The following is a 24095-nucleotide window of genomic DNA, read 5'->3' on the forward strand; positions in this document are numbered from 1 at the left end:
CGAGCAGGCAGCTCGCGGGGCCGTCGGGGTCCGCTCAGATGGTGCAGGTGGTGCCCGGGGCGGGCAGGGCGAGAGTGGTCAGGTAGAGGTTGGCGGCCTTCCTGGCGCACTTCGAGACCAGGAACATGCTGTAGTCATCGCCCTCCCGGGCCAGGACCACGCTGCCCGGCAGCTGGGCGGCCAGTGCCGGGCCCGCCTCGTACGGGGCCAGGGCCTGGTGCGTGGACTGAAGGACCAGCGCCGGCGGAGCGCCCGCGACCGGGGGTCCGGCCTTCACCGGTGCGGCCGGGACCGGCCAGCCGAGGCAGCCGGCGAGGGCCTTGTACGAGCGCACCGCCCCGCCCAGGTGCGGTGAGACCCGGGCCAGCTCCGCCCGCAGCCGCGACAGTTCGGCGAAGTCGCGCACCGGGCGCGCGTTGTCCAGGCACGCGGGCACCTGGACCTGGACCGGATCGAGGGTGTCGTCCGGGTCATGGGTGAACAGGCTCGCGTCGCCCTCCTGCGAGGCCTTGACGATCGCCCGGGCCAGCTCCGGCCAGGTGGGGTACGTCAGGGTCAGGAAGTCCTGCGTGGCCTCGCGGATGTCCTCGCCCGTCAGCGGCCGGTGGGCCGAGCTGCCGGTCCGCACCGGCTCACGGTCGGCCCGGGCGACGAGGGCGTCGTACTCGGCCGCCGCGTCCTTGCCGTGCAGCGCGCAGTCCGTGGAGGCGGCGCACCAGGCCGCGAAGCGGTTGAAGGCCGTCTCGGCGCTCGCCGCCTCCCGTACGGCACGTTCGAGGGGCGAGCCGGTGTCGTCCAGGGCGGTGTCCAGGAGCATCGTGCGCAGCCGGCCCGGGAACAGGGCGGCGTAGGTGCGCCCGAGGAGGGTGCTGTAGTGGATGCCGTACCAGTTCAGCCGCTGCTCGCCCAGCCCGGTGCGCACGGCCTCGAAGTCCCGTGCGGTGCTGGTCAGGTCGACGCGGGAGACCAGGGGGCCGTTGCGGCGCAGGCAGTCCTCGGCGAACGTCCGGTTGTGGGCGACGAGCGCGTCGAACGCGGCCTGGTCCTGCGGGAAGTGGCTGATCCCCGCGGGCTTGGGCTCCGCCCCGCAGACGATCGGCGTGCTGTGTCCCACGCCGCGCGGGTCCACGGCGACGAGGTCGAACTTCTGGGTCATGTCCTCGGCGAACCCGGGCAGTTCCGCCCGAATCGCCAGGCGCAGCTGCTCGATCGAGGAGCCGCCCGCGCCGTCGTTGAGCAGCAGGGTTCCCTGCCGGTGCGCCGTGTCGTCGGCCGGGCGGCGGACCACGGCGAGGGAGAGGCTGCCGGAGGCCGGGCGGGACCAGTCGACCGGCACCCGGACCGATCCGCACTGCATGCCCTTGAAGTCGGCGTCGGCGCAGGCGCGCCACACGATCGGGCCCGCGGCGTAGGCCTGCGGGCGGGTCGGCTGTCCGGGCTGGGCGAGCGCCGGGACGGCGGGGAGGACCAGCAGCGCGGAGAGCGCGGCGGCCGTCCAGCCCGCGTACCCGCGGCGTCTGGTCATTGTCGTCGTCATGTCGTTCCTTCTTCGGGGTGGTGTGCTCAGAGGTGGTCGGGGATCCAGGAGCCGTGGACGCCCGCGGGCACCCGGTGCGGCAGGTGGACGGCGGCGACCTGCTCCAGGCCCGAGGCGTCGAGGACCAGCAGCTGCGAGGCGTCCTGCTTGAGGTCGGAGACGACGGTCAGGAGGTAGCCGTCGTCCTCGCACGTGGCGTGCGCGGCGGGCACGAAGACGGCCTCGCTCGGCATCCGGGAATCGCCGACCTGGCGGATCCGGCGGGCGCCGGTGGTGCGGTCGTACTTGACCACCCCGTAGCCGCCGAAGCCCTTCTCGTCGGGGAAGGAGATGGCGTACTGGTAGCGGTTCTCGGAACCCAGGTAGGCCTCGTTGAGGGTGGGGAACTCCACCGGCAGGTCGTCGACGATCTGCTCGGCGACCGTGCCGTCGGCCGGGTCGATGACCCAGCGGCGGGTGTAGGAGCGCGAGGCGGGCTCGCTGCCGCGACCGGGCGCGCCGACCCACCAGTTCCAGGAGAGCCGGAAGCCCTCGCGGTCCACGGTGGGGCCTTCCAGGACGATGCGGCCCTGGCCGTCCTCGTAGGCGTTGGAGACGTGCAGCAGGCTGCCCGGTTCGATGGAGTACCAGCGCACGTGGCGGGCACCGTCCGCCCCGCGCGGCATCACGCCGATGCGGGCGGGCTGCCCGTCGCTCCAGGCGTAGGGGATGCCGGAGTGCTCGGCGGGATCGAAGGTGACGTTGCCCTCGATGAAGACCACGTGGCGGCGGGTGACGGCGAAGTCGTGCTTGAGGGAGGCCGTGGCCCCCGGGACCTCGGCGCTGTCGGTGATCTCGCCCTTGGCGTCGGCGACGTAGTAGGTCAGGAACGGAGGGAACGGAGAGGATCCGAAGAAGTGGAGCTCACCGGTCTGCGGGTCCTCCTTGGGGTGCGCGGTCATGGCGCTGCGCAGCCTGCCGCCGAAGTCGTACGCGCCGACGGTCTCCAGTTCGGGTGTGAGCTCGAAGGGGAGGTTGGCCTCGCACAGGGCCAGCAGGCGTCCGGCGTGTTCGATGACGTGGGTGCCGGCGGTGCTGGCGGTCAGGTCGGGGCCCTGTTCGGTCATGTAGGGGGCGCCGTCGAGGGCGGGGGTGTGCACCCAGCGGTTGCGGTACCACTCGGCGCGGCCCTCGCGCAGCCGGATCCCGTGGACCATGCCGCTGCCCTTGAACCAATGGGTGGGCGTGACGCCGGGCTTGGGGTTGTGCCCGTTGCGGATCAGCCGGCCGGTCAGCTCGGGCGGCAGAGCGCCCTCGACGGTGAGCTCGGTGGCGGTGACCTCGTCGGCGACGGGGGTGTAGTGGCCGGTCAGGTACGGCTTGGTGGTGGTGTTCATGACGGGGACGGACCTCTTCCGGTGGAGGGAGTGGACGGGATGATCGGGGCGGGGGGCTCAGGCGGCCTGTGCCCGCTGCTCGGCCCGGTCGGTGAACTCGGGCGGCTCGGCACGGGCCTTGAGGCGGGAGAGCCAGTTGTCGAGCGAGTCGTGGAGGGCCTTGCGGAGTTCGTCTGCCGCGGCGTCGACCGGGGCCCCGCTCCAGGACTCCTCGGTGCGGACGACGACGCGGTCGCCGCCCTGCTCGAAGGTCCACACGTGGATGCCGTCGATGCCCGCGGCCGGGCCGCCCCAGACGATGCGCCGGCCGTGGACCAGCTCGTGCACGGTGGAGGTGATGGCCAGGCCGTGCGTGCGCCAGCTGAAGGAGCCGCCGGGCAGGAGCGGGCCGTCGAGCCCGGCCTCCTCGATGTCGGTGTTCCAGTCGGGCCAGCCGGCGATGTCGGTGTGCAGCTCCCACACCGTCGCGAGCGGGGCGTGGATGCCGATGCCCAGACGGACGATGACGGGAGCGGTCTCGTCGATGGTGACCATGGCGGTGCTTCCTGTCTGCGTGAGGGGGGTTGAGTGGGTGTGGGGTGGCGGCCGGCTGATCCAGCGGTTCAGCCGGACGCGGGAGGGCGGGCGGCGTGGGGGCCGCGAGCGGGGTGGACGGGGTCGCCCGGGGTGCGGGAGGAGGGCGCGGCCGCCGTACGGGCCGGGGCGCGGCGGGTGAGGAGCGGAGCGAGCACCGCCGCGGCCACCAGGACCGCGGCCGAGACCGTGAAGGCGGTCCGGTAGCCCGCGGTGAGCCCTTCCGCGACGGGCAGGTGCGGTGACGCGTGGGCGGTGACGGAGCCGGCCAGTGTGGTCAGGGCGGCCAGACCGATCGCGCCACCGACCTGCCGGGTGGTGTTCACCAGCCCGCCGGCCAGGCCCGCGTCCTGCGCCGGTACGCCGTCCACGGCCAGCGCGGTGAGCTGGACGAAGGCGGCGCCGAGCCCCAGGCCGATCAGCAGGCTCGGGCCGAGGACGCCGGTGAGGTAGCTGCCGTCGGCACCGATCCGCGACAGCCACAGCAGCCCGGCGGCCTCCGTGAGCAGCGCCGAGGTGAGGGCCGCCGGGGCGCCGAAGCGCCGTGACAGCCGCGGGACGAGCGCGGAGCCGAGCATGTTGGCCGCGGCGAAAGGAAGTTGCCCGGCGCCGGTGGCCAAGGGGCCCTCACCGAGCACCTGTTGCTGGTAGAGCGGCAGGAAGAAGAACAGGGCGATCCATACCGAGCCCAGCAGCGCCATCAGCAGGTTGCCCGCGGCGACCCGCCCGGTGACGAACAGCCGCGGCGGCACCAGCGCGTGCGGCCGGCGGACCTCGACCACGGCGAAGGCCACGAGCAGCACGGCGGCCGCCCCGAGGGCTCCCAGGACCCACGGGCCGCTCCAGCCCGCGCCGCGCGCCGTCGTCAGCCCCCAGACCAGGCAGGTCAGGGCCAGGGTCACCGTGGCCGTGCCCAGCAGGTCGAACCGTCCGCCCGTCCCGCCGGCCCCGCGTGGCACGTACGCCACCACGGCGGCGAGCACCAGTGCCGAGCCGAGCGCGACCGCGTGGAAGATCCAGGGCCAGCCCCACGCCTGGGTGAGCACACCGCCCAGCAGCACGCCGCCCGCCCCGCCCGCACCCGAGACGGCCCCCCACACCGCCAGCGCCCTGCCGCGCCCGGCGCCGGAGGGGGCCCCGTCCAGGGCCAGGGCCAGCGCGGCCGGGGCGATGGCGGCGGCGCCCAGGCCCTGGAGGGCGCGGGCCGTGATCAGTGCGGAGGGGGAGGCGGCCAGGCCCGCCGCCAGCGAGGCCGCCGCGAACAGCCCGAGCCCGGCGACCAGTACCCGGCGGCGGCCCAGGAGGTCGGCGACCCGCCCGCCGGCCAGCAGCAGGGCACCGAACGCCAGACCGTAGGCGTTGACCACCCAGGTGGTCGCGCCGTCCGAGAGCCCGGCCCCGGCACGGATCTGCGGGAGGGCCACGTTGACGATCGAGGTGGCGAGCATGACGGTGAACTGGGCCGCGGCGAGTGCCGCGAGCACCGCCCCCGGCCGGGACGTCTGTCTGCGTGCTGCGTTCATGGCGCACAGACTCGGGCCGGAGGCTGTCCACTATCCAGGCCGGACGGGCACCTCCACTGTCCACTCCTGTCCGCACCTGTCCGCCCCGGCCGTCACGCGGTCGTCACGCGGTCGTCGCCGCGGCCGGCGGACCGGTCACCCGGACCCGTGCACCTCCCGCTGCCACAAGGCCTCGCACAACAGGTCCAGGCCCTGCCGCAGGTGCCGGCGGTAGGTCCCGTACGGGAGCCCGAGGCGGCGGGCGGCCGCCTCCTGGGTGGGGGCGCCGGAGAAGTGCCCCGCCGTCAGGGCCTCGCGGGCCCGCACCCCGCGCGGGTCGCGGGCCAGGTCGTCGACGGCGTGGCGCAGCAGCGCGCGCAGCTCGTCGACGGGCTCCTCGAAGTCGGCCGCGAGCCGGGTGCGCAGCAGCGCGCAGGCCGCGAAGGCGCCCGTATCGCGCCAGTGCGCCAGCGCCTCCCGTACGGCCTGGTCGAACGCGGCGCGCGAAAGGGGCGACGGGCCCGCGCCGGCGGGGGGCGGCACTTCGGTGGCCGATATGAACCGCTGGAGCCACGCCTCGACGGGCTCCTGACGCCAGTCGACGCCGAACAGCCCGTACGTGTGGGCTCCGACGCGCGGGCGCGCCCCGGTGTCGGTGAGGGTGCCCTTGACGCGTGCGGCCCAGGTCTCGGCGTCCCGGTAGACGGCGAACCCGTAGGCACGGCCCTTGGCCCGGGCGGACTCCGCCTGCGCCCGCGAACTGCTCAGGTCGATGACGCGCGAGGGGACCTGGTAGCGCTCGGGGTAGACGGAGAAGCGGCTGACGCCGATGTGCGCGCCGGCGGCGACCGGGGCCGTCGCCTCGGTGTACGCCCATGCCGCGGCGACGACCGGGTCGGTGGCCAGGTCCTGCGGGTCGGGCGGGGAGGAGAGGGCCAGCCGCGCGGTGAAGGCCACGGTCCGGCCCGTGCTGACGAGGCGGTAGACGCTGAACGCCCGCGGCTGGCGCTCGGCCCAGTAGCGGACCAGCTCCGCGGAGGCGGCCCCCTCGGTCTCCTCGGCCATGCGCAGCACGACGTCGAGGTCGTCGGGGTGCAGGGGGCGTTCGTGCACCTCGTCCTCGCGGGACCAGGTGCGCAGCCGGGCCAGGGTCGCGCCCTCCCGGAAGAGGTGGAACAGCTCGTCGGTGACGGTCCACACCCGGTCCTCGGGCGCCTCGCGCAACAGGCGCAGGTACTCGTCCGCCAGGCGCCGGCGGATCGTCTCGAAGGCGTTCGGCGCCCGCCAGCGCAGGTCGGCGGCGAGCGTCTCGCGCGCGGCGTCGTGGGGGTAGAGCCCCTGGCGGGTGGATTCCATGAACGGGAGGTCCCGCAGCCAGGAGAACAGCAGATGGGCGTCGTGCCGGTCGTCCTCCCCGGGCAGCACGGCGGCGAGCAGTTCCTCGGACGTCGAGCGCGCCTGCGCCGCCACCTCCAGGGCGCGGCGGTGGGCGGCCGTGGGCACCTCGCCGATCAGGCCCGTCAGCAGGGTGCGCAGGACGTCCGCCGAGGGGGCCCATATCTCCTCCCGGCCGCAGCCCGCCGATCCCGCCGCTGCGGCGAGGGACAGCGCCAGCGGGTTGCCGCCGGCGAAGCGCATGACGCGCTCGCGCAGTTCGGGCCGGATCCGTGCGGCGGTCAGCAGGTGGCGGGCCTGGTCGTCGGAGAAGGGTTCCAGCTCGGTGACGTGCAGGAGCCGGGACCAGGCGGGGTCGGCGGTCCACTGGGGCTGCGGGGCCCGCCGCCCGGCCAGTACGACCAGGGTGTCGTCCGCGGCGCGGGGCAGGAAGTGCTGCCACAGCCAGCTCTCCAGCCACTGGCAGTGCTCGAAGGAGTCGACGAACAGGACGGTGCCGGGAACGTCCAGGAAGGGCCCGGCGGCACGCTCGAAGTCGGCCGGGTCCCGGTCGGCGAACCGGCCGTCGAGTTCGACGAGCAGCCGGCCCGCCGCACGGGCGTGGTCCGCCAGGCGACGCAGCAGCGTCGACTTCCCGATGCCGCCGGGCCCGTACACGTAGAACGCGAACGGTGCCTGCGGATCACCGGCCAGGGCCTCCTCGAAACGCCCGAGCTGTTCGTCCCGGCCGATGAAGGCCTGTACGCGCGCTCTGCTGAGTCTTTCCCCCACGGACACCATGGAGTCTCCCACCCCCTCGTCACCGCACCGGAGGGGTTCGGCACCGCCGTCCGGTTCCGACCGGCAGGGGCCACCGCGAGGGCTGGTCAGACCCGCTGGGCCGTGGCCGCCGCTGCTTCGTCAGAGATCGTAGGCGCAAGGGGATCCGGCAGGAACCAGTGATCGGTAAAGGCTCCCCTCACCTGATGGTGGCGAGGTTGCCGTCGTCGGGGTGGCCGTCGACGAGGAGGGTGGTCTCCTCGACGCGCTGGAAACGGCCGTCGGGGGCCATCCGTGCGAAGAGGTAGACCTCGGTGCGGGAGGTACGGCCGTTGTCCCGCAGGACGGTGACGGTGTGCCGGTCGGCGTAGTGCGCTCCGTCGCGCAGTTCCTCGTGGACCTCGATGTGCCCGCCGCGGACCACGGAGCGCAGTCGGGTCATGTGCTCGACGAAGCCGGCCCGGTCGCTCCACACGCCGTTGGTGCGCTGGCGGTAGTCGGCGGTGAAGTGCCGGTCGATCGCTTCGGCGAGGTCGAGGCCCGGGGTGAACAACAGGTCGTTGATGGCGCGGGTGATGTCGGTCGGGGGCATCGTCGGTCTTCGCTCGCTTCGTTCGGGGAGGGTGCGGGAGATACGGGTACGGGATTACGGGAACGGGCGGGGGCCGTCAGCCGCCGCGGGGGGTGAAGTCCAGGGGCAGGGCTACGGGGCCCCGGGTGTACAGGCCGGTCTCCCGGTAGCGGAAACCGGGGCTGAACCGGACCCGGTCGAGCAACGGCAGCAGCAGGGCGGCGACGGTTTCGATCTCGGCGCGGGTGAAGGCCGCTCCGACGCACTGGTGGAGTCCGCTGCCGAAGGACAGGTGCTGGGCGGCCGCGGTGAAGGAGCGGGCGGTGGCCAGGTCCGGGCGGTGGATGTCGAACGTGTCCGGGGCGGTGAAGGCGTCGGGGTCGCGGTTCGCCGCGCCGATCATGCAGAAGACGGTGGCGCCCGCGGGGACGGTGACTCCGGCGAACTCGGCGTCCCGCTCCGCCCGGCGGGGGATGAGCTGGACCGGCGGGGTGTGGCGCAGGGTCTCGGCTATCGCGGCGGGCAGCAGGCCCGGGTCGCGGCGGACCTGCGCCAGCTGTCCGGGGTGGTCGATCAGGTGCTTGAAGAGCAGGGCGAGCGTCTTGTCGGCGGGTTCGGTGGCGGCCGCGAGGACGTTGATGACGAGGGCGGTGACCTCGCGGTCGCTCATGGCGACGCCGTCGAACTCGGCGGTGCACAGCTTCGATATCAGGTCCTCGCCCGGGTGGCGGCGCCGCCGCGCGATCACGGGGCGCAGGTAGGCCTCCAGCCGCTCGGCGCAGTCCAGGCAGTGCCGGCGCCGCTCGGGCGTCAGGGTCAGGGCGGTGATGAACTCCGCGACCCCGCCGTGCCAGTCGGCCAGCTGCCGCCAGTCCCCGCGGTCCAGCCCGAGCACGTCGAGCGTGACCTGCACGGCGAAGGGTCTGCCGAAGTCGTTGACCAGGTCCATGCGGCCCCGCGGGAGGAAGGGGGCCAGGAGTTCGGCGGCATTGGTGTGGACGGCGCGCACCTGGTCGCGGAGGGCGGACCCGGTAAAACTCCGGATGACTATCTTCCGCTTCGCCGTGTGCTCGGCGCCCGTCATCTGGGCGAGCACGGGCCCGCGCATCACGGGCTCCGCGCGTACCTGCAACGTCTCGGTGCTGAAGGCCTCGTGGTCCGTCAGCACCCGCTTCACGTCCCGGTGGCGGGAGAGGAAGTAGCCGTCGACCGCGGGCTCGTAGTGCACCGGGGTCCGTTCCCTGAGCCGGGCGAAGTGGCGGTACGGGTCGGCGGCGAAGTCCTCGGACAGGACGCTGATGCGGTCGTTGACCACGGGCATGGAGGGGACCTCTCAGGGTGCGGCATCGCGCGCGGCGCGTGGGGGGATGCCTGTGCCGGGAGGTCCTGAGCCGGAGGTGCCGCCCCACCCCTCCCCAATTGTTGGCCATAGGTTAACAACCCTTGTCCGGAGGGTCATTGGCGACCGGACACCGGCGCAGGGGCGGGGGAGGGGGGCGTGAGCGGCCCGGGTCAGCCCGGCAGTGACGGTCCCACCGTGATGGGCCGTGCGGGGTCGGTCGTGTTCCGCACGGTGTACTCCGCGGTGATGGTGGCGGAGGTGACCGAGGTCGCGCAGAAGAAGGAGCCTTCCAGTTTCACCGGGATCGGTGCTCGCTCCAGGAGGACCGCGGGACCGCCCTCCTGGCGCCAGCGGCCTTCGGCGGTGGCCGGGCCATTGGGGGCGGCCGTCGCCGTGCAGGCCAGGAGCCCGCTGGTCCTGAGCACGAAGCCGCCGGAGGGGATGGACAGGCGGGCGGTGCCGGGGGTGCCGTACTGCAGCTGCACCTGCCAGGGACCGGCCGCCTCGTTCGTCTCCACCGCGACGCGCAGGCCCGGTGCGTCCGTGGTGCAGTCCTTGAACGTGGGGGGCGCGATGCGGACCGCGACCGGCCCCGCGGGGTTGGCCGCGGCGGGCCCGTCGGGAATCGTGTTGCGGCTGCCGGTGCCGGGCAGCGAGGAGGAGGCGGCACAGGTGACGACGATGGGCCCGGCTTCGAACACCACCGGTCCGGCGGCGACCGCCGAGAAGCGGTGCCCGGCGGGGGAGAGGGAGGTGCCGGGCACACCCGCCGCCGCCCCGGGCGTGGCGGCGGCGAGCATCAGGGTGGCGCCGGACAGGAGCAGTAACGAGCTGCGGCGAGAATTCTTGTGAATGATCATGGCTGAACCATAAGAATTTCCGTTGGGTCGCCGAAGGGCCGAAGGTCCTCCTGTCTGTGACCGATTACCGGATGGCTGAATCTTCGATTCCGGTGGCGGGGTGGCACCTCAGCGTGTTGATTCGGCCACTCTGGGCAGTCGTTCGGTGGATCCCGCGCCACCCCCACCAGGGCGAGGGGCGCGGGAGGGCGGGCCGCGGCGGGCGTGGCCCCGCACCGCCTCACGGCGTGGACCTGCGGCGCGCCCCCGACTCCCCCACACACGCCGCCCCGATGTTCGGCATCCGAACGAGGGTGTCCGCAAATCGCTCACCGGTGTGCGGCGGACCTTCAGATCTGGCAGGCTCGCCCCCAGTTGATCGCCACATGGGGGATGTGGTGCGATCATTGGCCTTCGAATCGAAAGCGAGTCCTCTCGTGCGTTACCGCTTAGCCACCGTCTCCGCCGCCGCCCTCCTCTGCCTCGCCGGCACCGCGGGTCTGGCGGAGGCCGCACCCGCGAGCCCGTCCGCCCCGTCCTCCCCGTCCGCCATGGTCTTCACCATCGCCCGGGCGGACGGCGCCGCCACCGGTGCCACCGTCGTGCGCGCGGCGGTCCTCAGCTGCGGCTACACCGCCGAGGGCACCCACCCCACCCCCAGGGCCGCGTGCGACGCCCTCAACGCCACCGGCGGGGACCTCGGCCGCCTGCTGGCCAACCCGAACACGGCCCGGCCCTGTCCGAGGCAGTACGACCCCGTCACCATCACCGCGGACGGCGTCTGGCGCGGCGGCCGCATCGCATGGAAGCACGTCTTCCCCAACGCGTGCGAGATGTCCACGACCTTGAACGGCAACCCGCTCTTCGCCTTCTGACGCCACGGAGCCGCCTGCCGGGACCCGCAGGGGCGGGTGCTTTCCCGGCAAGTGCGGCTTTGTCGGCGTTTCGGGACATTGGGGCGCGGGAGCCCGGGGCAGGTATCCCGGCGACCGGTGGTTCCCCGGGGAGGCCCGCGGACCGGTCCGAAAGCCAGGGAGAGTCCAGCATGCGCACCAGCCGCACGACCGTCACCGCCATCGTCACCGCCGCCGCCCTGACGGCCGTCGTGAGCGGGGGCGCCGCGCGGGCCGCGACGGCGGGCACGGCCGCCGCCCCGTCGGCCTGCCGGCCGGCCAACCACCTCGCGAAGATCACACGGGACCAGGCGAGCGCCGGACACGTCCACTTCCGGGTCACGCTGACCGCGCCCAGGGGGTACGCGGCGTGCCGCCTCGCCGGTTCCCCGACCGGGGTGGCCTTCGCGCTGCACGGCACACCGCTCGGCATCACGGCCGGCCGGTACGGGGACCAGGGCGCACCGGTGACCTTCGGTCCGGGGCGGCCCGTCCACTTCGACATCCAGGTGCCGAACAACGGTCACGGCGTCCCGGCGGACGAGGCGTCGTTCACGCTCAGGGCTCCCGGCGGCGAGATCCCGGGCACCTCCGTCGCCGAAGGCCGCCTCGAAGTGACCGCCGGTACCGTCATCGGCCCGGTCCGGCCCGGGTCCTGACAACGGGTCCGGCGCCCCGTCGTCGCTCCTGCGCCCCGGTGCGTCAGGGCTCGTCCAGACGTACGGCCAGGGCGGCGATGTCGTCGTCGAGGCGGCCCCTGCTGTAGCGCAGGAGGTCGTTGTGAAGGGTCGTCAGCAGTTCGCGCGGCGGTGTCGGGGGCTGTCGGCCCATCCACACCGCCAGCGGGAAGAACTCGCCGTCGCGGGCGCGGGTCTCGGCGATCCCGTCGGTGTAGAGGAGCAGCAGTTCACCGGGGGTGAAGTCGAAGGTGTCGACGCTGTAGTGATCGCCGATCAGCTCCGCGAGGCTGAGCAGCGGCGAGGGGGTGACGGACTCCAGGACGCGGACCTTCCCGCGGTCCAGGAGCAGCGGCGGCGGGTGGCCGCAGTTGAGGATGTCGATCCGTGCGCCCTCGTGCGGGATCTGGACGAGGAGGGCGGTGGCGAAACGCTCCATCGGCCCCTCGGGGGGAAAGGCGGAGTTGTAGCGGGTGCTGCTGGCGTCCATCCTGCGTGCGATGTCGACCATGTCGGTCTCGTCGTAGGCCGCCTCCCGGAAGGCGTTGACGATCGCCGCGGCCGCCCCCACCGCGGGCAGTCCCTTGCCCCGCACGTCACCGATGAGCAGCCGGACCCCGTACGGCGTGTCGACCACCTCGTAGAAGTCCCCGCCGATGCGGGCCTCCGCCGCGGCCGCGAGGTACAGCGACTCGATCTCGACGTTCCCGAGGCGGCTGGGCAGGGGGCTGAGCACCACCTGCTGCGCCGCCTCGGCGACGAGCCGTACCTGGAAGAGGGTGCGCTCGCGCTGGAGCCGCAGATGGCTCCCGTACGCGGCGGCGAAGGTCACCGCGATGATCCCCGCGGCCGTCCACCACGTTCCCAGGTCGGGGAAGACGAGGCTGAGGCCGATCATCAGCAGCAGGCAGACGGTCCCGAGCAGAACGGTGGGGAGGACCGGCCACATGGCGGCGGCCAGCGCCGGCGCCGCGGGCAGGAGCCGGCTGAAGGCCATCTCCGGCGGAGTGGCGTAGGCCAGGCTGGCGATCACGACGGTCAGAATGACCGGCGACAGCCGCACAAGCCACCCCCGGCCGTAGCGCCGACGGAGCCCCGGCCGTCCAGACTCGATCACACTTCCCAGAGTATCCGCGCGATGAGGGCGCAGCACTCCGGCGAACGGGGCCGGACGGCACCTGAAATCGAATATGTGGACTAATTCGTGGGTCCGGTCCACAGCTCCCGCACCGGGCCGTGGCATCCCCCCGGGGCCCGTCGGCCGCCCGGATTCCGGCGGAGCGGTCAGGAACGGTTGGCGTTCGACGGGCCGAAGAACTCGATCTCCGCAAGGGCGACCTGCTTGTCGGCGGACGCCGCGTGCGAGGACTCGACGGTGAAGCGCACCTTCGTGACCTCGCCGACACGGAACGGGCGCCGCTGGCCGCCCGCCCCCTGATCCAGGGTCAGCCGGCGCGTGGTGACCTTGCCGTCCCTACCGGTGATCGTCGCCGTGACGTGGTGCGGCAGGGCGGACTCGCCGATCTTGTCGGCCTTCGCGGACACGCCCGGGGTGATGATCACGTCCGGCAGCCGGGTCGGCTCGCTGAAGTCCGCTTCGATCCACTCGCCTTGGCCCGACTGGGAGACGCCGGGCCCCCACCAGGTGTTGCTGCGCTTGTCGAAGGCGAGCTTCGGCTCGTGGTCGGGATAGGAGCGGGAGGCCGCGATCCGGTCCGGGGCGACCGGGGCGCGCTGGGCGAAGTGGTCCAGGGCGGCCCGGACGCCGTCGGGCAGGTACACGAAGCCGAGGACCGCCACGGTGACGACGACGGCGAGGGTGATCCAGGTGCCGATCCGGTCGAAGACGCGGCGCAGCCGGGGGTGGTCGCCCGCTTACGGAGTCTCGCGGCGCCGCCCGCCGAAGAGCCGGCGCCACCACGGGGTCCGTCCCGGCGCGGCGGCCCCGCCGGTCTCGGCCAGCGGCATCGCGCAGCGCACGCAGTAGTGGCGCTCGGGACGGTTGGACGTCGAACACCACCGGCACGGCGGGCCGCCCTCGATGCCGGGCTGCTCGCCCGGGGCGCGCACCGCGGGCCGGTCGGCGTCCGGCCGTCCGGGCAGGACGGGCCCGGCGGCCGCCGGGGCAGGGTGCGGCGCGTCCGGGTCCGCCACGGGCACCAGGAGGGAGCGCGCACGGTCGGACAGGGTGTCGCCCAGCGCGTGCGGGGCGGGGGCGGCGGCCACGGGCACGGTGGGCGCGGCCTCCCGCGGCGACGGGCCGCCCTGGGCCGGGGCGTGCGGGGCCGGGCGGTCCTGGGCCGGGGGTGCGGGGCCGGGGCGTGCGGGGCCGGGCGGTCCTGGGCCGGGGCGTACGGCGGCCCTCCGGAGCGGCCCCGGAGGGCCGCCGGTCGCCGTCGCCGTCGCCGTCGGCCCGGGGCGGACCGGCCGGGCCGGAGCCCTCCGGTCCGCCGGGCGGCGCCGCCCGCCCCGGGCGGTCCGGATCCCCGGCGTGCCCGGGCGGCCCCGGGACCGCGGAGGCTTCCGCAGCCCCCGCGCCCGCGGCCATTCCCCTACCGCCGGGAAACTCGCGCGTTCCCGCGGAGGCCTCCGCACCCCCGGCGCCCGCCGGGCCCCGCCCCGCCCGCGGATCCGCCGCCGGTCCCCGCGAACCGTCGGGGGCTGCCGTCACGGCGGGCCCGGCGGCGCGGTCGGTGCCGTCCTGCGGGCCCGCGCCCTCCCGGCGCGCTCGGGCGGCGGACCGGTGTCCGGGCCGCCGTCGGCCGTCCGGGCGTCCGGCGCGGTGTCGTGCGGGGTCAGGGACGCGTCCGCGGCGGGCCCGTGCGGGTGCGGGGCGTACCGGCGGGCCGGGTGGGGCCGTCACTTCGACCGTGTAGGGCATGTGGGCGGGGCGGGCGGCGGCCACGAGGGAGTCCAGCCGGTGGGCGTCGGCCGCAGTCGGGTCGGGCGCCGCACGGTGACGTGCAGGCGGGGGCGCGGGGCGCCCGGGAAGGGGCCGAGCGGGCGGGCGTTCCAGTCGGCGCCGCCGCTCTCGGTGATGTCGGGTACGACGCCGAACGCCAGCCGTACCGCCTCCGCGAGGCCGCGGCGGGTGCCGCGGATCCGATGCAGCGCGGCGGCGGCGGCCACCCCGCCCGCAGCCGGGCCTCCGGCTCGCTGCCGTCGGTCTCGGCGCCCACCCAGGTACCGAGCCACGCCGCGAAGTCGGCCGGGGTCAGTGCCGGGTCGAAATAGGTGTCCAGGCAGTCCAGGACGTTCAGGATCGGCGCGAGGACCTCGTCCAGACCGCCGACGAACCGCTGCGCCAGGTCGTCGTCGGCGAAGACGGCCGGGAGCATCGTGCCCAGCGGGAGCGAGGAGCCCAGGCCGTCGACGGAGCCGCGGTGGGCGGCGGCCGTCATGCGCCGTCCCCGATCGGCCGCGCTTGCCGGTGAGGGGGTCGGCCGGGTGCAGGCGACCTGGTCGACCAGTTCCACACCCGGGACCCGCTGCAGGACCGCGAACACCTCGCCGCTCTGGACGGGCCGGCCGAAGGGCCCCCCTCGGCCGTCCGCGCCTCCGGTCAGCGGATCGAGGTGGCGGTAGAGCGCGTCGTGCGCCTGGCGGCGCACCCGGTCGGTGTCGACGCCACGGAAGGCGTGCACCGTGGCGACGACGGTGACGCCCTGGCAGTACGGCGGACCGACGGCCGGCCGGGTGCCGATGAGACGGCGCTCGTCGAGGTGGCGGGTGATCCGGCCCAGCAGGGCGTCGCCGGGCACGAGCTGCTCGAAGCGCAGCCGCCCGCCCGGGTCGGGGACGGCCTGGGGGACGACGAGGACGCGGACCGCGTAGGCGCCGTGCTCGCCCTCCTCGCCCTCCAGGCAGGCGATGCGCGCGGTCTCGGGAGCGGCGCGGCGCGCGAGCTCCTCGTAGTCGCGCAGGGTGACGGCACGGTCCTGGGCGCGGAGCGTGATCGGAGCCCGCAGCTTGGCCTCCTCGACCGTCTCCCCGTCGACGCCGCCGCGCGCCGCCTCCCGGTTGACGACCTCCGAGACGTACGGGATGGACGTGCGCAGCACCTGGACGGCACCGCGCGCCACGTTGCCGCCGCGGCCGCCGCCGGTGCGGTAGCGGCGGGCGCGGACGACGGCGCCCTTGGGGGCGACCGCCCCGTACTGGCGCAGCGACCCGTCCGGTTCGCGGACGGCCGGGCCGAAGGCGATCTCGCCGGTGGCCGCGTCCAGGGTGACATGGGGGCGCCGGGCCGGGAGGCGGCGAAGTGCGGGACCACCTGCCAGTCCTCCCACCCGTCGTCGTCGGCGACGACGGGGGCGTGGGCGAGCCGCAGCCGCTGGCCGGGCAGTCCGGTGGTCTCCCCGAGGGCCTCGTCGTGGACGGTCTCGGCGTGCACGGCACGGGTGGTGCCGCCGATCGTGTAGGCCTCGACGGAGCGGATGGTCGGCGAGGTGGTGTAGAGGGGCTGGCCCGGAAGCGGATCGGTGACCCGGCAGCGGACCCATCCGGCCTCGTGGCCGCCGTTCCACGAGAGCACGTGGCCGCGCTGACGCCGGGCCACGTCCTCCCGGATGTCGTACAGGTAGGTGTTGACCACGGGGGCGTTGCGCCGGGCCGCCCAGTCACGGGTCGGTGCCTCGAAGGACACCTCGATCCCCGAACCCGTCAACACCCCGCCGCTCAGCAGGCCCTTGAGTACCTCGTCCACCTCGTGGATCACGCCTGCGCTCCCGCTCTGCCCGCATGGCCGATTCCGTCCGGCCCGTCGTCCGCCGCCGATCGTCCCCCGGGCGCCCGCCGGGCCGCAGGGGCACGGGGGACGGCCGCCGGGCAGTCCGCCCTGCCCGTGCGGACACCCCGGGCCGCATCCGACTGCCCGGACGGTCAGATGTAGCCTTCCGGAAGGGCAAAAGCCACGGCGTGCGCGCGATTGCGCAGGTGGAGACCGGTGGTGAGGCCGTGCATGACGTTCTTTACGGTCCGTTCGGAGTACGACAGCTTGCCCGCGATCTCACCGGTGTCGAGGCCCTCGGAGACCAGGCGCAGGACGTCCACCTCACGGGGGGTGAGCCCGAGGGCCGGCGGTCCGCTCCGGCCCGCCGTGCCCCGGTGCAGCGCTCCCACCTGCTGGATGAGCCGGCCCAGCAGATCGGCGGGCAGGTCGCCGTCCCCGCGGGACGCCGCCAGTACCGCCTGCACCAGCCGCTCGGCGGTGGCCTCGTGGCGCCAGACGATCGCGGCGACACCGCACTCCACCACGTCCAGCAACTCGTTCTCCCGCATCGAGGCCACCACGAGCACGGCGCGCGCTCCCTCGCTGCGCACGATCCGGCGCAGCCGGGTCAGGGCCGCCTCGTCGAGCGCGGCCTCCACGAGCAGGGCCACCGTGCCCGGACCGGACTCCTCGCGCAGCTCGATCTCCGGGTGTCTGCGCAACTGGCCGACCGCGCCCTCGCGGCTGATCGGGTCGGCGGCGGACACCGCCACGGGGACGCGGCGGTGCGTGGAGCCGGCGTTCGGGCCCGTGCCCGGTAAGGAGGTGGTCATGGTCCGGGGTGAGTTGAGCAACCGTTTCCCCTGTTCAGCGGCCGCCGCGCAACGCGGGCCGGTAGCGGATGAGCACCCTCAACACTTCTGCGGGCGCCGCCGGGACCGCAATCGTGGAGCACCACGAGGCGCACCACGAGACGGCGGCGGCGCGCACCACGAGGCCGACCGCCTGCGCGCGTGTTTCCACTGGTCACGGCAGGTCCCGTCGGCACCGGGGCAGGTCCGGACGCCGGTAGTGAGGTGCGCCGCTTCTCACCACCGCCGCACGGATTCCGGCGTCTGACCCGGCGGGAAGCAACCATTCACCACGGGAGGCACTGATGAGCGGCCCGCTCCGAGAGCGTGACGGAGTCCGGGAGCTGCTCGCGGCCGGGACGGAGCGGGCCCGCGCCGGTTCCGGCGGCGCGGTGCTGCTCCAGGGAGCGACCGGTACGGGCCGGACCTCCGTGCTGGAGGACGCCGTACGGGACGCCGCCGGGCGAGGCCTGCGGGTGCTGCGGGTACGGTGCTTGCCGGAGGACACCGGGGTGCCGTTCGCCGCGGTGCTGCAACTGCTGCGTCCCGTACCGGATTTCACCGACCTCGCACCCGACCCGGACGACCGGGGGAGCGCCGCCCGGCTGTGGCGGCTGCTGTACGCGTACGCGGCGGAGGGCCCGCTCCTGCTGGCGGTCGACGACGTCCACCTGGCCGACGCCCCGTCACGCCGCCGGCTGCGCGAGGCGGTGCGCCGCATCGACCGATTACCGGGTGCGCGCGGCCGTCGCCCTCGGGACCGCCCTGGTCGGCCGCGGCGAGGTCACGACGGCGCCGGAGGTGCTGCGGCGCACGGAAGGCAGCCTGGACGGACATCCGGGACTCACCCGCACCGTGCAGACCGCCACCGTCCTGCTGTCCGACGCCGACCTCGCCACCCGCCAGGAGACCTACCCCAGGCTCTCCGAGAGCGGCCGGCACGCGCCGGAACTCGTCGGCACCGCGAGCCGGGCCCTCCTGGTGCGGTACGAGGCGACGGCCGGACTGCTCTCGGCCGGCGAGGCCATGACCCGCGTACGGGCCCTGCTCGCCGAGCCCTCCGACCCGCTGGCCGAGCCGTTCCTGCTGGGAACGGCGGCGGCCGTCGCCGAGTGGGCCGACGAACTCGACGAGGCCGAGCGGCTGGTGGACCGCGGTCTGGCCGGTCAGCACCCGGCCCTGCTCCACCCCATGGAACACGCGCTGCTCAACACCCGTGCCGACATCGCCGCGGCCCGCGGTGACGTCGCCCGGCTGATCGCCGTGCGCGGAGACGGAGCGGCCATCGCGGCGCGCGCCCACAGCGGACCCTCCAACCGGGACGCCCACGTGCTGATGGCCCTGGTGCACACGGGGCGCTCCGAGGAGGCCGGACGGCTCGCCGAGGCCTTCGACCTGAGCCGGGCCCCGGAATCATGGGAGCTCAACCGCTTCCTCTACGCGCGGGGAGTGCAGCGCCTCGCCGCCGGAGACCCGGCGGGCGCGCTCCACGACTTCCTGGAGTGCGGCCGCCGGCAGACCGCCCGGGAGGTGCTCAGCCCGGTCGTCACCCCCTGGCGGACGGCGGTCGCCCGGTGCCGCCTCGCGCTCGGCGGTGGCCAGGAGGCCCTGGCACTGGCCACCGAGGAACTGCGGCTGGCCCGGGTGTGGAACACCCCGCGCACGGTGGGACGCGCGCTGCGCGTCCTCGGCACCGCGACCGGCGGCCGCCGCGGACTGCACCTCGCCGAGGAAGCGGTCGACACCCTCATGGACGCGCCCGCCGACGCCGGCATGGAACTGGTCGAGGCCCCCTCGCCCACGGCCGCCGGCTCCTCGCCGCCGGTGAACGCGGGCGCGCCCGTGAGCGCCTGCGCGAGGCGGCGGACCTGGCCGAACGCAAGGGCGGCCTGCGGCTGCTCGCCCTGACCGAGAAGGCCCTCCGGGAGGGCGGCTCCCGGGCCCCGACCACGGTGCGGACCGGCTCGGGGGCCCTGACCGCCAGCGAGCGCCGCATCGTGGAACCGGCCGCGGCCGGGCGGACGAACACCGAGATCGCCGGCCTGCTGCACCTGGCCCGCCGCACCGTGGAGACCCATCTGACGAGCGCCTACCGCAAACTGGGCATCCGCGGCAGGGCGGAACTCCCGGCGGCCCTGGAACGCCCCCGCTCCCCGGCCCTGACCTGACCTGACCTGACCTCACCTGTCGCCGGGCCGGGCGCTTCCGGTCGGAGGGCTGTCGGTGCCGACTCCTATGATCCACTTCATGCGCGAGTTCTTCATGGTGGGCGGGCGGAAGCTGTCGTATCTGGACTTCGGCGGTCCGGGGGAGCCGCTCCTGGCCCTGCACGGGCACTACAACGAGGCGTCGGCGTTCGCCCCGCTCGCGGGCGCGCTGGCACCGCGGTGGCGGGTGATCGCGCTCGACCAGCGCGGTCACGGAGAGTCCGACCGCGCCCCCGGTTACGAGCGCGACGACTACGTGGCCGATGTCCTTGCCCTCCACCGGCATCTGGGAGTCGGACCGGTGCCGGTACTGGGACACTCGCTGGGCGGGGTGAACGCCTACCAGTTCGCCGCCCGGCACCCCGACGAGGTCAGTGGGCTGATCGTGGAGGACATAGGTGCGGTCGTCGACTGCGACTGGTCCTTCACCACGCGCCTTCCCCGCACCGCACCGTCCCGCGGAGCGCTGTCCCGCGCCCTCGGCGCGGCGGCACCCTATCTGGAATGCTCGTTCAGGCAGAGCGACCGGGGCTGGGGCTTCTCCTTCGGGATCGAGGACACCGTCGCCTCCCAGAAGGCGCTGTGCGGTGACCACTGGGACGACTGGACCGCGCTGTCCTGCCCCGCCCTCCTCGTCCGCGGAACGCGGAGCGACGAGCTGACGGCCGGTCACGCCCGGGACATGGTCGCCCGCGGCGGCCGCCGGACCCGCCTCGTCGAGCTGCCGGCCGGTCACGTCGTGCACCACGATGCTCCGGAACGCTTCGCCGCCGAGGTCATGGCCTTCCTGTCCGGGCCCTGACCATCCCCGCACACGGGAGCCCGGCCCCTGCGGGGACGGGCTCCGTCACTGCATGTGGGTAGACTGGCCACTGCGAAGGGGAGTAGCCCCGCAATACCGGTCGTCGACACACTGGAACCCCCGGGTTCCCGGTGGCCGGGCCCGCACCCGATGGGATGCGGGCGGGCGAGACCTTCGGCCCATTGTCGACGACGTAAACGCGCGTCGGCGGGGTCGAAGCTGCCGCCGTTCCTCGCGCTGGTCGTCCTCGAATCCCGTCGGTGCGGGAAAGCCGGACGGTTCCTGTGATCCATTTCGTACTGCTCATCGTGTGCGCGGGGGCGATCTACCTCTCCTGCGAGTGGTTCGTCAACGCCGTGGAGTGGCTGGGCGAACGCCTCAAGGTCGGGAAGATGGCGGTCGGCACGATCCTGGCCGCCTTCGGTACCGCCCTGCCCGAATCCGTGGTGACGCTCGTCGCCGTGACCACCGGTGCCACCGACGAGGCCAAGCAGATCGGCGTCGGTGCCGCGATGGGCGGGCCGCTCGCCCTGGCCACCGTCGCCTACGGGGTGACCGGCGCGATGCTGCTCCTCAAGCGCCGCAGGGAACGCCTGGAGGCCGCGGCGCCGACGGGCGCGCCGGGGAGCGGGCCGGCGAGCGGGCCGGGGAGCGGGCCGGGCGACGAGACGGTCGGCAACGCGAAGGACATGGAACGGCTGGCCAAGGACCAGAAGTGGTTCCTGCCCATCTTCTTCCTGAAGGTCGCGCTCGGTCTGGTCGCCTTCGCGTTCAAGCCGGCCCTGGGCGTGCTGTTCTTCGCCGCGTACGCGGTCTACTTCTGGCGTGAGATCCGTAGCAGCCGCGCCGACGAGGACACGGATGACGAGGAGGAGGAACTGGAGCCGTTGAAGCTCCAGCCCAAGGCGGCTTCCCCGGCCACCTGGGCCGTGGCCGTCCAGACCCTGGCCACCCTCGTCGTGATCTTCATCGCCGCGCACTTCTTCGTGAAGCAGCTCGACGTCATCGGTCCGATGCTGGGCCTGTCGGCCACGGTCACCGCCCTGCTGCTCTCGCCGATCGCCACCGAGCTCCCCGAGATCATGAACGCGGTGATCTGGGTGCGTCAGGGCAAGACCAGGCTGGCCCTCGCCAACATCTCCGGCTCGATGATGATCCAGGCCACCGTTCCCAGCGGCATCGGCCTGATCTTCACCAACTGGCAGTTCGACGGCCCCCTCCTGTGGTCCGGGATCGTCACCATGGCGGCGATCACCTATCTGCTGCTGACCATGCGCGCCCACCGGCTGACTCCGGCCCGGCTGGCGGTGGCCGGCGCGTTCTACGTGGTCTTCGCCATCGGACTCGTCCCCCTCCTCAGCTGACCCCGCGGGGCCGCGTTCCCTCAGGGCCCGGTGGCCGCGGTGGTGCTCCGCGGCCGCCGGTCGCGGTGGGCCGGGACGACCGCGGTCAGCACCGCGACGCCGGTCAGGGCGAAGGCCCAGGGGTATCCGGTCGCCGCCGCGAGCCACCCGAAGGCCACGGCGCCGACGCCCATGCCGACGTCGTAGGCGATGTTCCACACCGCGCTGACGGTGCCGTACCCGGCGGTGGGGACCCGTGCGTACATCAGCGTCAGCGTGGCGTTCTGGAGGATGCCGAAGCCCGTGCCGAACACCCCCGCGGCGACGACCACGACGACCGGCTCGGCGGTCGCCACCATCAGCAACGTACCGGCGGCCGACAACAGCAGACCCGGCAGCACCAGGCCGGCGGATCCGCGCCGGTCACCCACCCGGCCGGCCACCCAGCGGCCGGCCGTGGCCGCCGCGGGCTGGACGAACAGCGCGACGGCGACCGAGCCCGTGGCCGCACCGCGCACGGCGAGCGGAAGGAAGGTGACGACGATCCCGGAGACCATGGCGGCGAACGCGAAGACCACGGCCGGGCGCCGCAGCCCGGCCGAACGCAGTCCTTCGCCGATGCCGATGCCGACGGCACGCCCCGACGCGCGGACCCGGTCCGGCAGACCGGGCACCGAGGCGAGCGCGGCGAGCGCGAACGCCCCGCCCGAAGCGAAGACGAGCCCGTACCCCGAGTGCGCGGCCAGCCACACCCCCAGCGGCAGCGCCACCAGCGCGGGCACCCCTCCGACGATGCCGACCAGGGCCAGGCCCTCGCCGCGCCGTTCGGCCGGTATGAGGGAAGCCGTCAGCGCACCGCCGGCGACGAGGGTGAACCCGTAGCCCAGTCCGCGCAGCAGACAGACCGCGACGATCCACCCCAGGTCCCGGGAGAGCGGCAGCGCCAGGGCCGGTACGCCCAGCAGACCCAGGCCGACGGCCAGTACGGCACGGTAGCCGTAGCGGTCGACCAGGGCGGGCGTCGCGAACTCGCCCGCCACCGTCGCCAGCATCAGCGCCCCCGTGGCCAGCCCGGCAGCCCCGCCCCCGCCCGCGGGGGTGGCGTAGCCGGGGACGACCGACAGCAGGAGGTGGAAGGAGGCGGAGGCGCCCAGCACGGAGACGAAGCGCAGCAGCAACGGAGGTGTCAGCAGGGGCGGACGCACCGCGCGCGACGCGGCGGCGGCCTCGGGTGTTTCGGTCACGGCATGACGCTAAGTGGCCTGCTGGATCGCCGGTAAGCTCCAGTTCCATGCCGTTGGAGTGGTCCAGTTCCCCGCCCGAGCTGCTCCTGGTCGTCGACCGGGCAAGCGCCCTGCCGCTGCGCGCCCAGCTGGAACACGGGCTGCGGGACGCGATCCGCACCGGGCGCCTGGACGTCGGCGAACGGCTCCCGTCCTCGCGGGAACTCGCGCGGACGCTCGGTCTCTCGCGCGGCCTGGTCCAGGAGTGCTACGCCCAGCTCCGGTCCGAGGGCTACCTGGTGACCCGCCCCGGCTCCGCCACCCGCGTGGCGGCGGGAGCAGCGGCGACGCCCGGTCTGCCGCGGCAGCGGAACGAGGCCCCGCACCTGGTGGCGGACTTCCGCTGGGGCGTACCGGACTTGGGCACCTTTCCGGTCCGCGACTGGCTGTGGGCCACCCGGGAGGCCGCCCGCGCCATGCCGAACTCCGCGCTCGACTACGGCGACCCGCGCGGCAGCGCCGTCCTGCGCGAGGTCCTGGCCGGATACCTGCGCCGGGTGCGCGCCGCCGCGGTCGACCCCGGGCACATCCTCGTGTGCAACGGCTACGCCCAGGGCCTCGGGCTCGCCCTGGGCGTACTGGCCGACGCCGGCGTGCGGACCGTGGCCTTCGAGGACCCGGGCTCACCCGCAACCATCGGCGCGGCGGCCTCGGCAGCCGGAATGCGCGCCGTCCCCGTACCGGTGGACGAGCGCGGGATCGACGTGGACGGGCTCGCCGCGACCGGCGCCCGCGCCGTCGTCGTCACCCCCGCCCACCAGTGGCCCACCGGCGTCGCCCTCGCCCCGGAGCGCCGGCTGGCACTGATCGAGTGGGCCCGCGGGCACGACGCGATCATCATCGAGGACGACTACGACGCGGAATTCCGGTACGACCGCGAACCCGTCGGCGCGCTCCAGGGCGTGGCCCCCGACCGGGTCGTCTCCCTCGGTACCGTCAGCAAGTCCCTCGCGCCCGCCCTGCGGATCGGCTGGATGCTCTGTCCACCCGGTCTGGTCGAGCCGCTGACCGCCCGCAAGTACCGGAACGACCGCGGCACCCCCACCCTCGACCAGCTCGCCCTCGCCGGCCTGATCCAGTCCGGACGTTTCGACCGCCACCTGCGCCGGATGCGCGCCACCTACGCGTCCCGCCGCACCGCCCTGGTCGCCGTCCTGGCCGAACACGCCCCCGAGGTGGCGGTCACCGGCCTCGCGGCCGGCTTCCACGCCGTCGCCCACCTGCCCGTCGGCGTGGACGAGGGCCAGGTCGTCGCCGCCCGTACCCGGTCCGTCGGCCTGTACGGGATGAGCGCCTGCCGCGCATCCCGTACCGACGAGCCGGCGCGACTCGTCCTCGGCTTCGGCAACGTCGGGGTACGGGCCATCGCGGACGGCATCGCGGCCGTCCCCGACCTGCTCACCGGCCGACCGCGGGACACGCGCCGGTGAGCGC

Annotated in this window: 18 protein-coding genes and 5 pseudogenes; 7 read left to right on the top strand and 16 right to left on the bottom strand. The window is 74.4% G+C overall.

Annotation, left to right across the window (positions count from 1 at the left end; all coding sequences use genetic code 11):
• Positions 1–34: 34 nt before the first annotated feature.
• The 8 genes from SLAV_RS35975 to SLAV_RS36010 all read right to left on the bottom strand — a co-directional run bounded on the left by SLAV_RS35975 (position 35) and on the right by SLAV_RS36010 (position 9915).
• Positions 35–1537 (bottom strand): alpha/beta fold hydrolase, encoded by a 1503-nt coding sequence (locus SLAV_RS35975; protein WP_234333804.1) that lies wholly within the window; start codon positions 1535–1537, stop codon positions 35–37.
• A 26-nt stretch (positions 1538–1563) separates the two neighbouring features.
• Complete coding sequence (locus SLAV_RS35980; RefSeq protein WP_100661140.1) at positions 1564–2913, bottom strand: carotenoid oxygenase family protein; 1350 nt, start codon at positions 2911–2913, stop codon at positions 1564–1566.
• 57 nt (positions 2914–2970) lie between these two features.
• Positions 2971–3447 (bottom strand): SRPBCC family protein, encoded by a 477-nt coding sequence (locus SLAV_RS35985; RefSeq protein ID WP_100661141.1) that lies wholly within the window; start codon positions 3445–3447, stop codon positions 2971–2973.
• A 68-nt stretch (positions 3448–3515) separates the two neighbouring features.
• Entirely contained in the window at positions 3516–5009 is a 1494-nt protein-coding gene (locus SLAV_RS35990) for an MFS transporter (protein WP_100661142.1), read from the bottom strand.
• A gap of 135 nt (positions 5010–5144) precedes the next feature.
• On the bottom strand, positions 5145–7163 hold the full coding sequence (locus SLAV_RS35995) for an AAA family ATPase (RefSeq protein ID WP_100661143.1): 2019 nt from the start codon (positions 7161–7163) through the stop codon (positions 5145–5147).
• Positions 7164–7341: 178 nt separating this feature from the next.
• Positions 7342–7734: a nuclear transport factor 2 family protein gene (locus tag SLAV_RS36000; protein WP_100661144.1), complete on the bottom strand. Its 393-nt coding sequence runs from the start codon at positions 7732–7734 to the stop codon at positions 7342–7344.
• 76 nt (positions 7735–7810) lie between these two features.
• Positions 7811–9034 carry a cytochrome P450, cyclodipeptide synthase-associated gene (locus SLAV_RS36005; protein WP_100661145.1) on the bottom strand — a complete coding sequence of 408 codons (1224 nt, stop codon included), beginning with the start codon at positions 9032–9034 and terminating at the stop codon, positions 7811–7813.
• 191 nt (positions 9035–9225) lie between these two features.
• Entirely contained in the window at positions 9226–9915 is a 690-nt protein-coding gene (locus SLAV_RS36010; RefSeq protein ID WP_100661146.1) for a hypothetical protein, read from the bottom strand.
• A gap of 416 nt (positions 9916–10331) precedes the next feature.
• Here SLAV_RS36010 and SLAV_RS36015 point away from each other — a divergent pair, with 416 nt between their 5' ends.
• Both SLAV_RS36015 and SLAV_RS36020 read left to right on the top strand, forming a co-directional pair.
• Complete coding sequence (locus tag SLAV_RS36015; RefSeq protein ID WP_244225259.1) at positions 10332–10769, top strand: SSI family serine proteinase inhibitor; 438 nt, start codon at positions 10332–10334, stop codon at positions 10767–10769.
• A gap of 170 nt (positions 10770–10939) precedes the next feature.
• Complete coding sequence (locus SLAV_RS36020) at positions 10940–11446, top strand: DUF4232 domain-containing protein (protein WP_100661147.1); 507 nt, start codon at positions 10940–10942, stop codon at positions 11444–11446.
• Positions 11447–11489: 43 nt separating this feature from the next.
• Here SLAV_RS36020 and SLAV_RS36025 read toward each other — a convergent pair whose 3' ends face one another.
• From SLAV_RS36025 to SLAV_RS36045, 7 genes and pseudogenes are all read right to left on the bottom strand, one after another.
• Positions 11490–12581 (bottom strand): PP2C family protein-serine/threonine phosphatase, encoded by a 1092-nt coding sequence (locus SLAV_RS36025; RefSeq protein ID WP_100661148.1) that lies wholly within the window; start codon positions 12579–12581, stop codon positions 11490–11492.
• Positions 12582–12748: 167 nt separating this feature from the next.
• Entirely contained in the window at positions 12749–13264 is a 516-nt protein-coding gene (locus SLAV_RS43715) for an NADase-type glycan-binding domain-containing protein (protein ID WP_425276227.1), read from the bottom strand.
• A gap of 75 nt (positions 13265–13339) precedes the next feature.
• Positions 13340–13696, bottom strand: a complete 357-nt coding sequence (locus SLAV_RS43720; RefSeq protein WP_425276228.1) for a hypothetical protein — start codon at positions 13694–13696, stop codon at positions 13340–13342.
• A 601-nt stretch (positions 13697–14297) separates the two neighbouring features.
• Positions 14298–14865: pseudogene (locus SLAV_RS36035) on the bottom strand (phage tail protein); the annotation flags it as partial.
• A gap of 10 nt (positions 14866–14875) precedes the next feature.
• Positions 14876–16004 (bottom strand): annotated as a pseudogene (locus tag SLAV_RS36040) (putative baseplate assembly protein); the annotation flags it as partial.
• A pseudogene (locus SLAV_RS41875) lies at positions 15996–16181 on the bottom strand (Pvc16 family protein); the annotation flags it as partial. The pseudogenes SLAV_RS36040 and SLAV_RS41875, both read right to left, overlap by 9 nt.
• 164 nt (positions 16182–16345) lie before the next feature.
• Entirely contained in the window at positions 16346–17008 is a 663-nt protein-coding gene (locus SLAV_RS36045; RefSeq protein WP_100661149.1) for a helix-turn-helix transcriptional regulator, read from the bottom strand.
• Positions 17009–17331: 323 nt separating this feature from the next.
• Here SLAV_RS36045 and SLAV_RS43725 point away from each other — a divergent pair.
• From SLAV_RS43725 to SLAV_RS36065, 4 genes and pseudogenes are all read left to right on the top strand, one after another.
• Positions 17332–17691: pseudogene (locus SLAV_RS43725) on the top strand (ATP-binding protein); the annotation flags it as partial.
• A 61-nt stretch (positions 17692–17752) separates the two neighbouring features.
• Positions 17753–19194: pseudogene (locus tag SLAV_RS36055) on the top strand (LuxR C-terminal-related transcriptional regulator); the annotation flags it as partial.
• Between the two features lie 79 nt (positions 19195–19273).
• The gene (locus SLAV_RS36060) at positions 19274–20035 is read left to right on the top strand and encodes an alpha/beta fold hydrolase (RefSeq protein ID WP_244225260.1); all 762 of its coding nucleotides are present in this window, start codon (positions 19274–19276) and stop codon (positions 20033–20035) included.
• Positions 20036–20319: 284 nt separating this feature from the next.
• Positions 20320–21399 (top strand): sodium:calcium antiporter, encoded by a 1080-nt coding sequence (locus SLAV_RS36065; protein ID WP_100661151.1) that lies wholly within the window; start codon positions 20320–20322, stop codon positions 21397–21399.
• A gap of 20 nt (positions 21400–21419) precedes the next feature.
• Here SLAV_RS36065 and SLAV_RS36070 read toward each other — a convergent pair whose 3' ends face one another.
• A complete protein-coding gene (locus SLAV_RS36070; protein WP_244225261.1) occupies positions 21420–22622 on the bottom strand; it encodes an MFS transporter in 1203 nt (400 codons plus the stop codon).
• Positions 22623–22669: 47 nt separating this feature from the next.
• On the opposite strand from SLAV_RS36070, the gene pdxR reads away from it, so the two are divergent.
• The gene (gene pdxR, locus SLAV_RS36075) at positions 22670–24091 is read left to right on the top strand and encodes a MocR-like pyridoxine biosynthesis transcription factor PdxR (protein WP_100661152.1); all 1422 of its coding nucleotides are present in this window, start codon (positions 22670–22672) and stop codon (positions 24089–24091) included.
• The last annotated feature ends 4 nt before the right edge of the window (positions 24092–24095 follow it).

It is taken from the genome of Streptomyces lavendulae subsp. lavendulae (genome assembly GCF_002803845.1).
Lineage (GTDB): Bacteria > Actinomycetota > Actinomycetes > Streptomycetales > Streptomycetaceae > Streptomyces > Streptomyces lavendulae.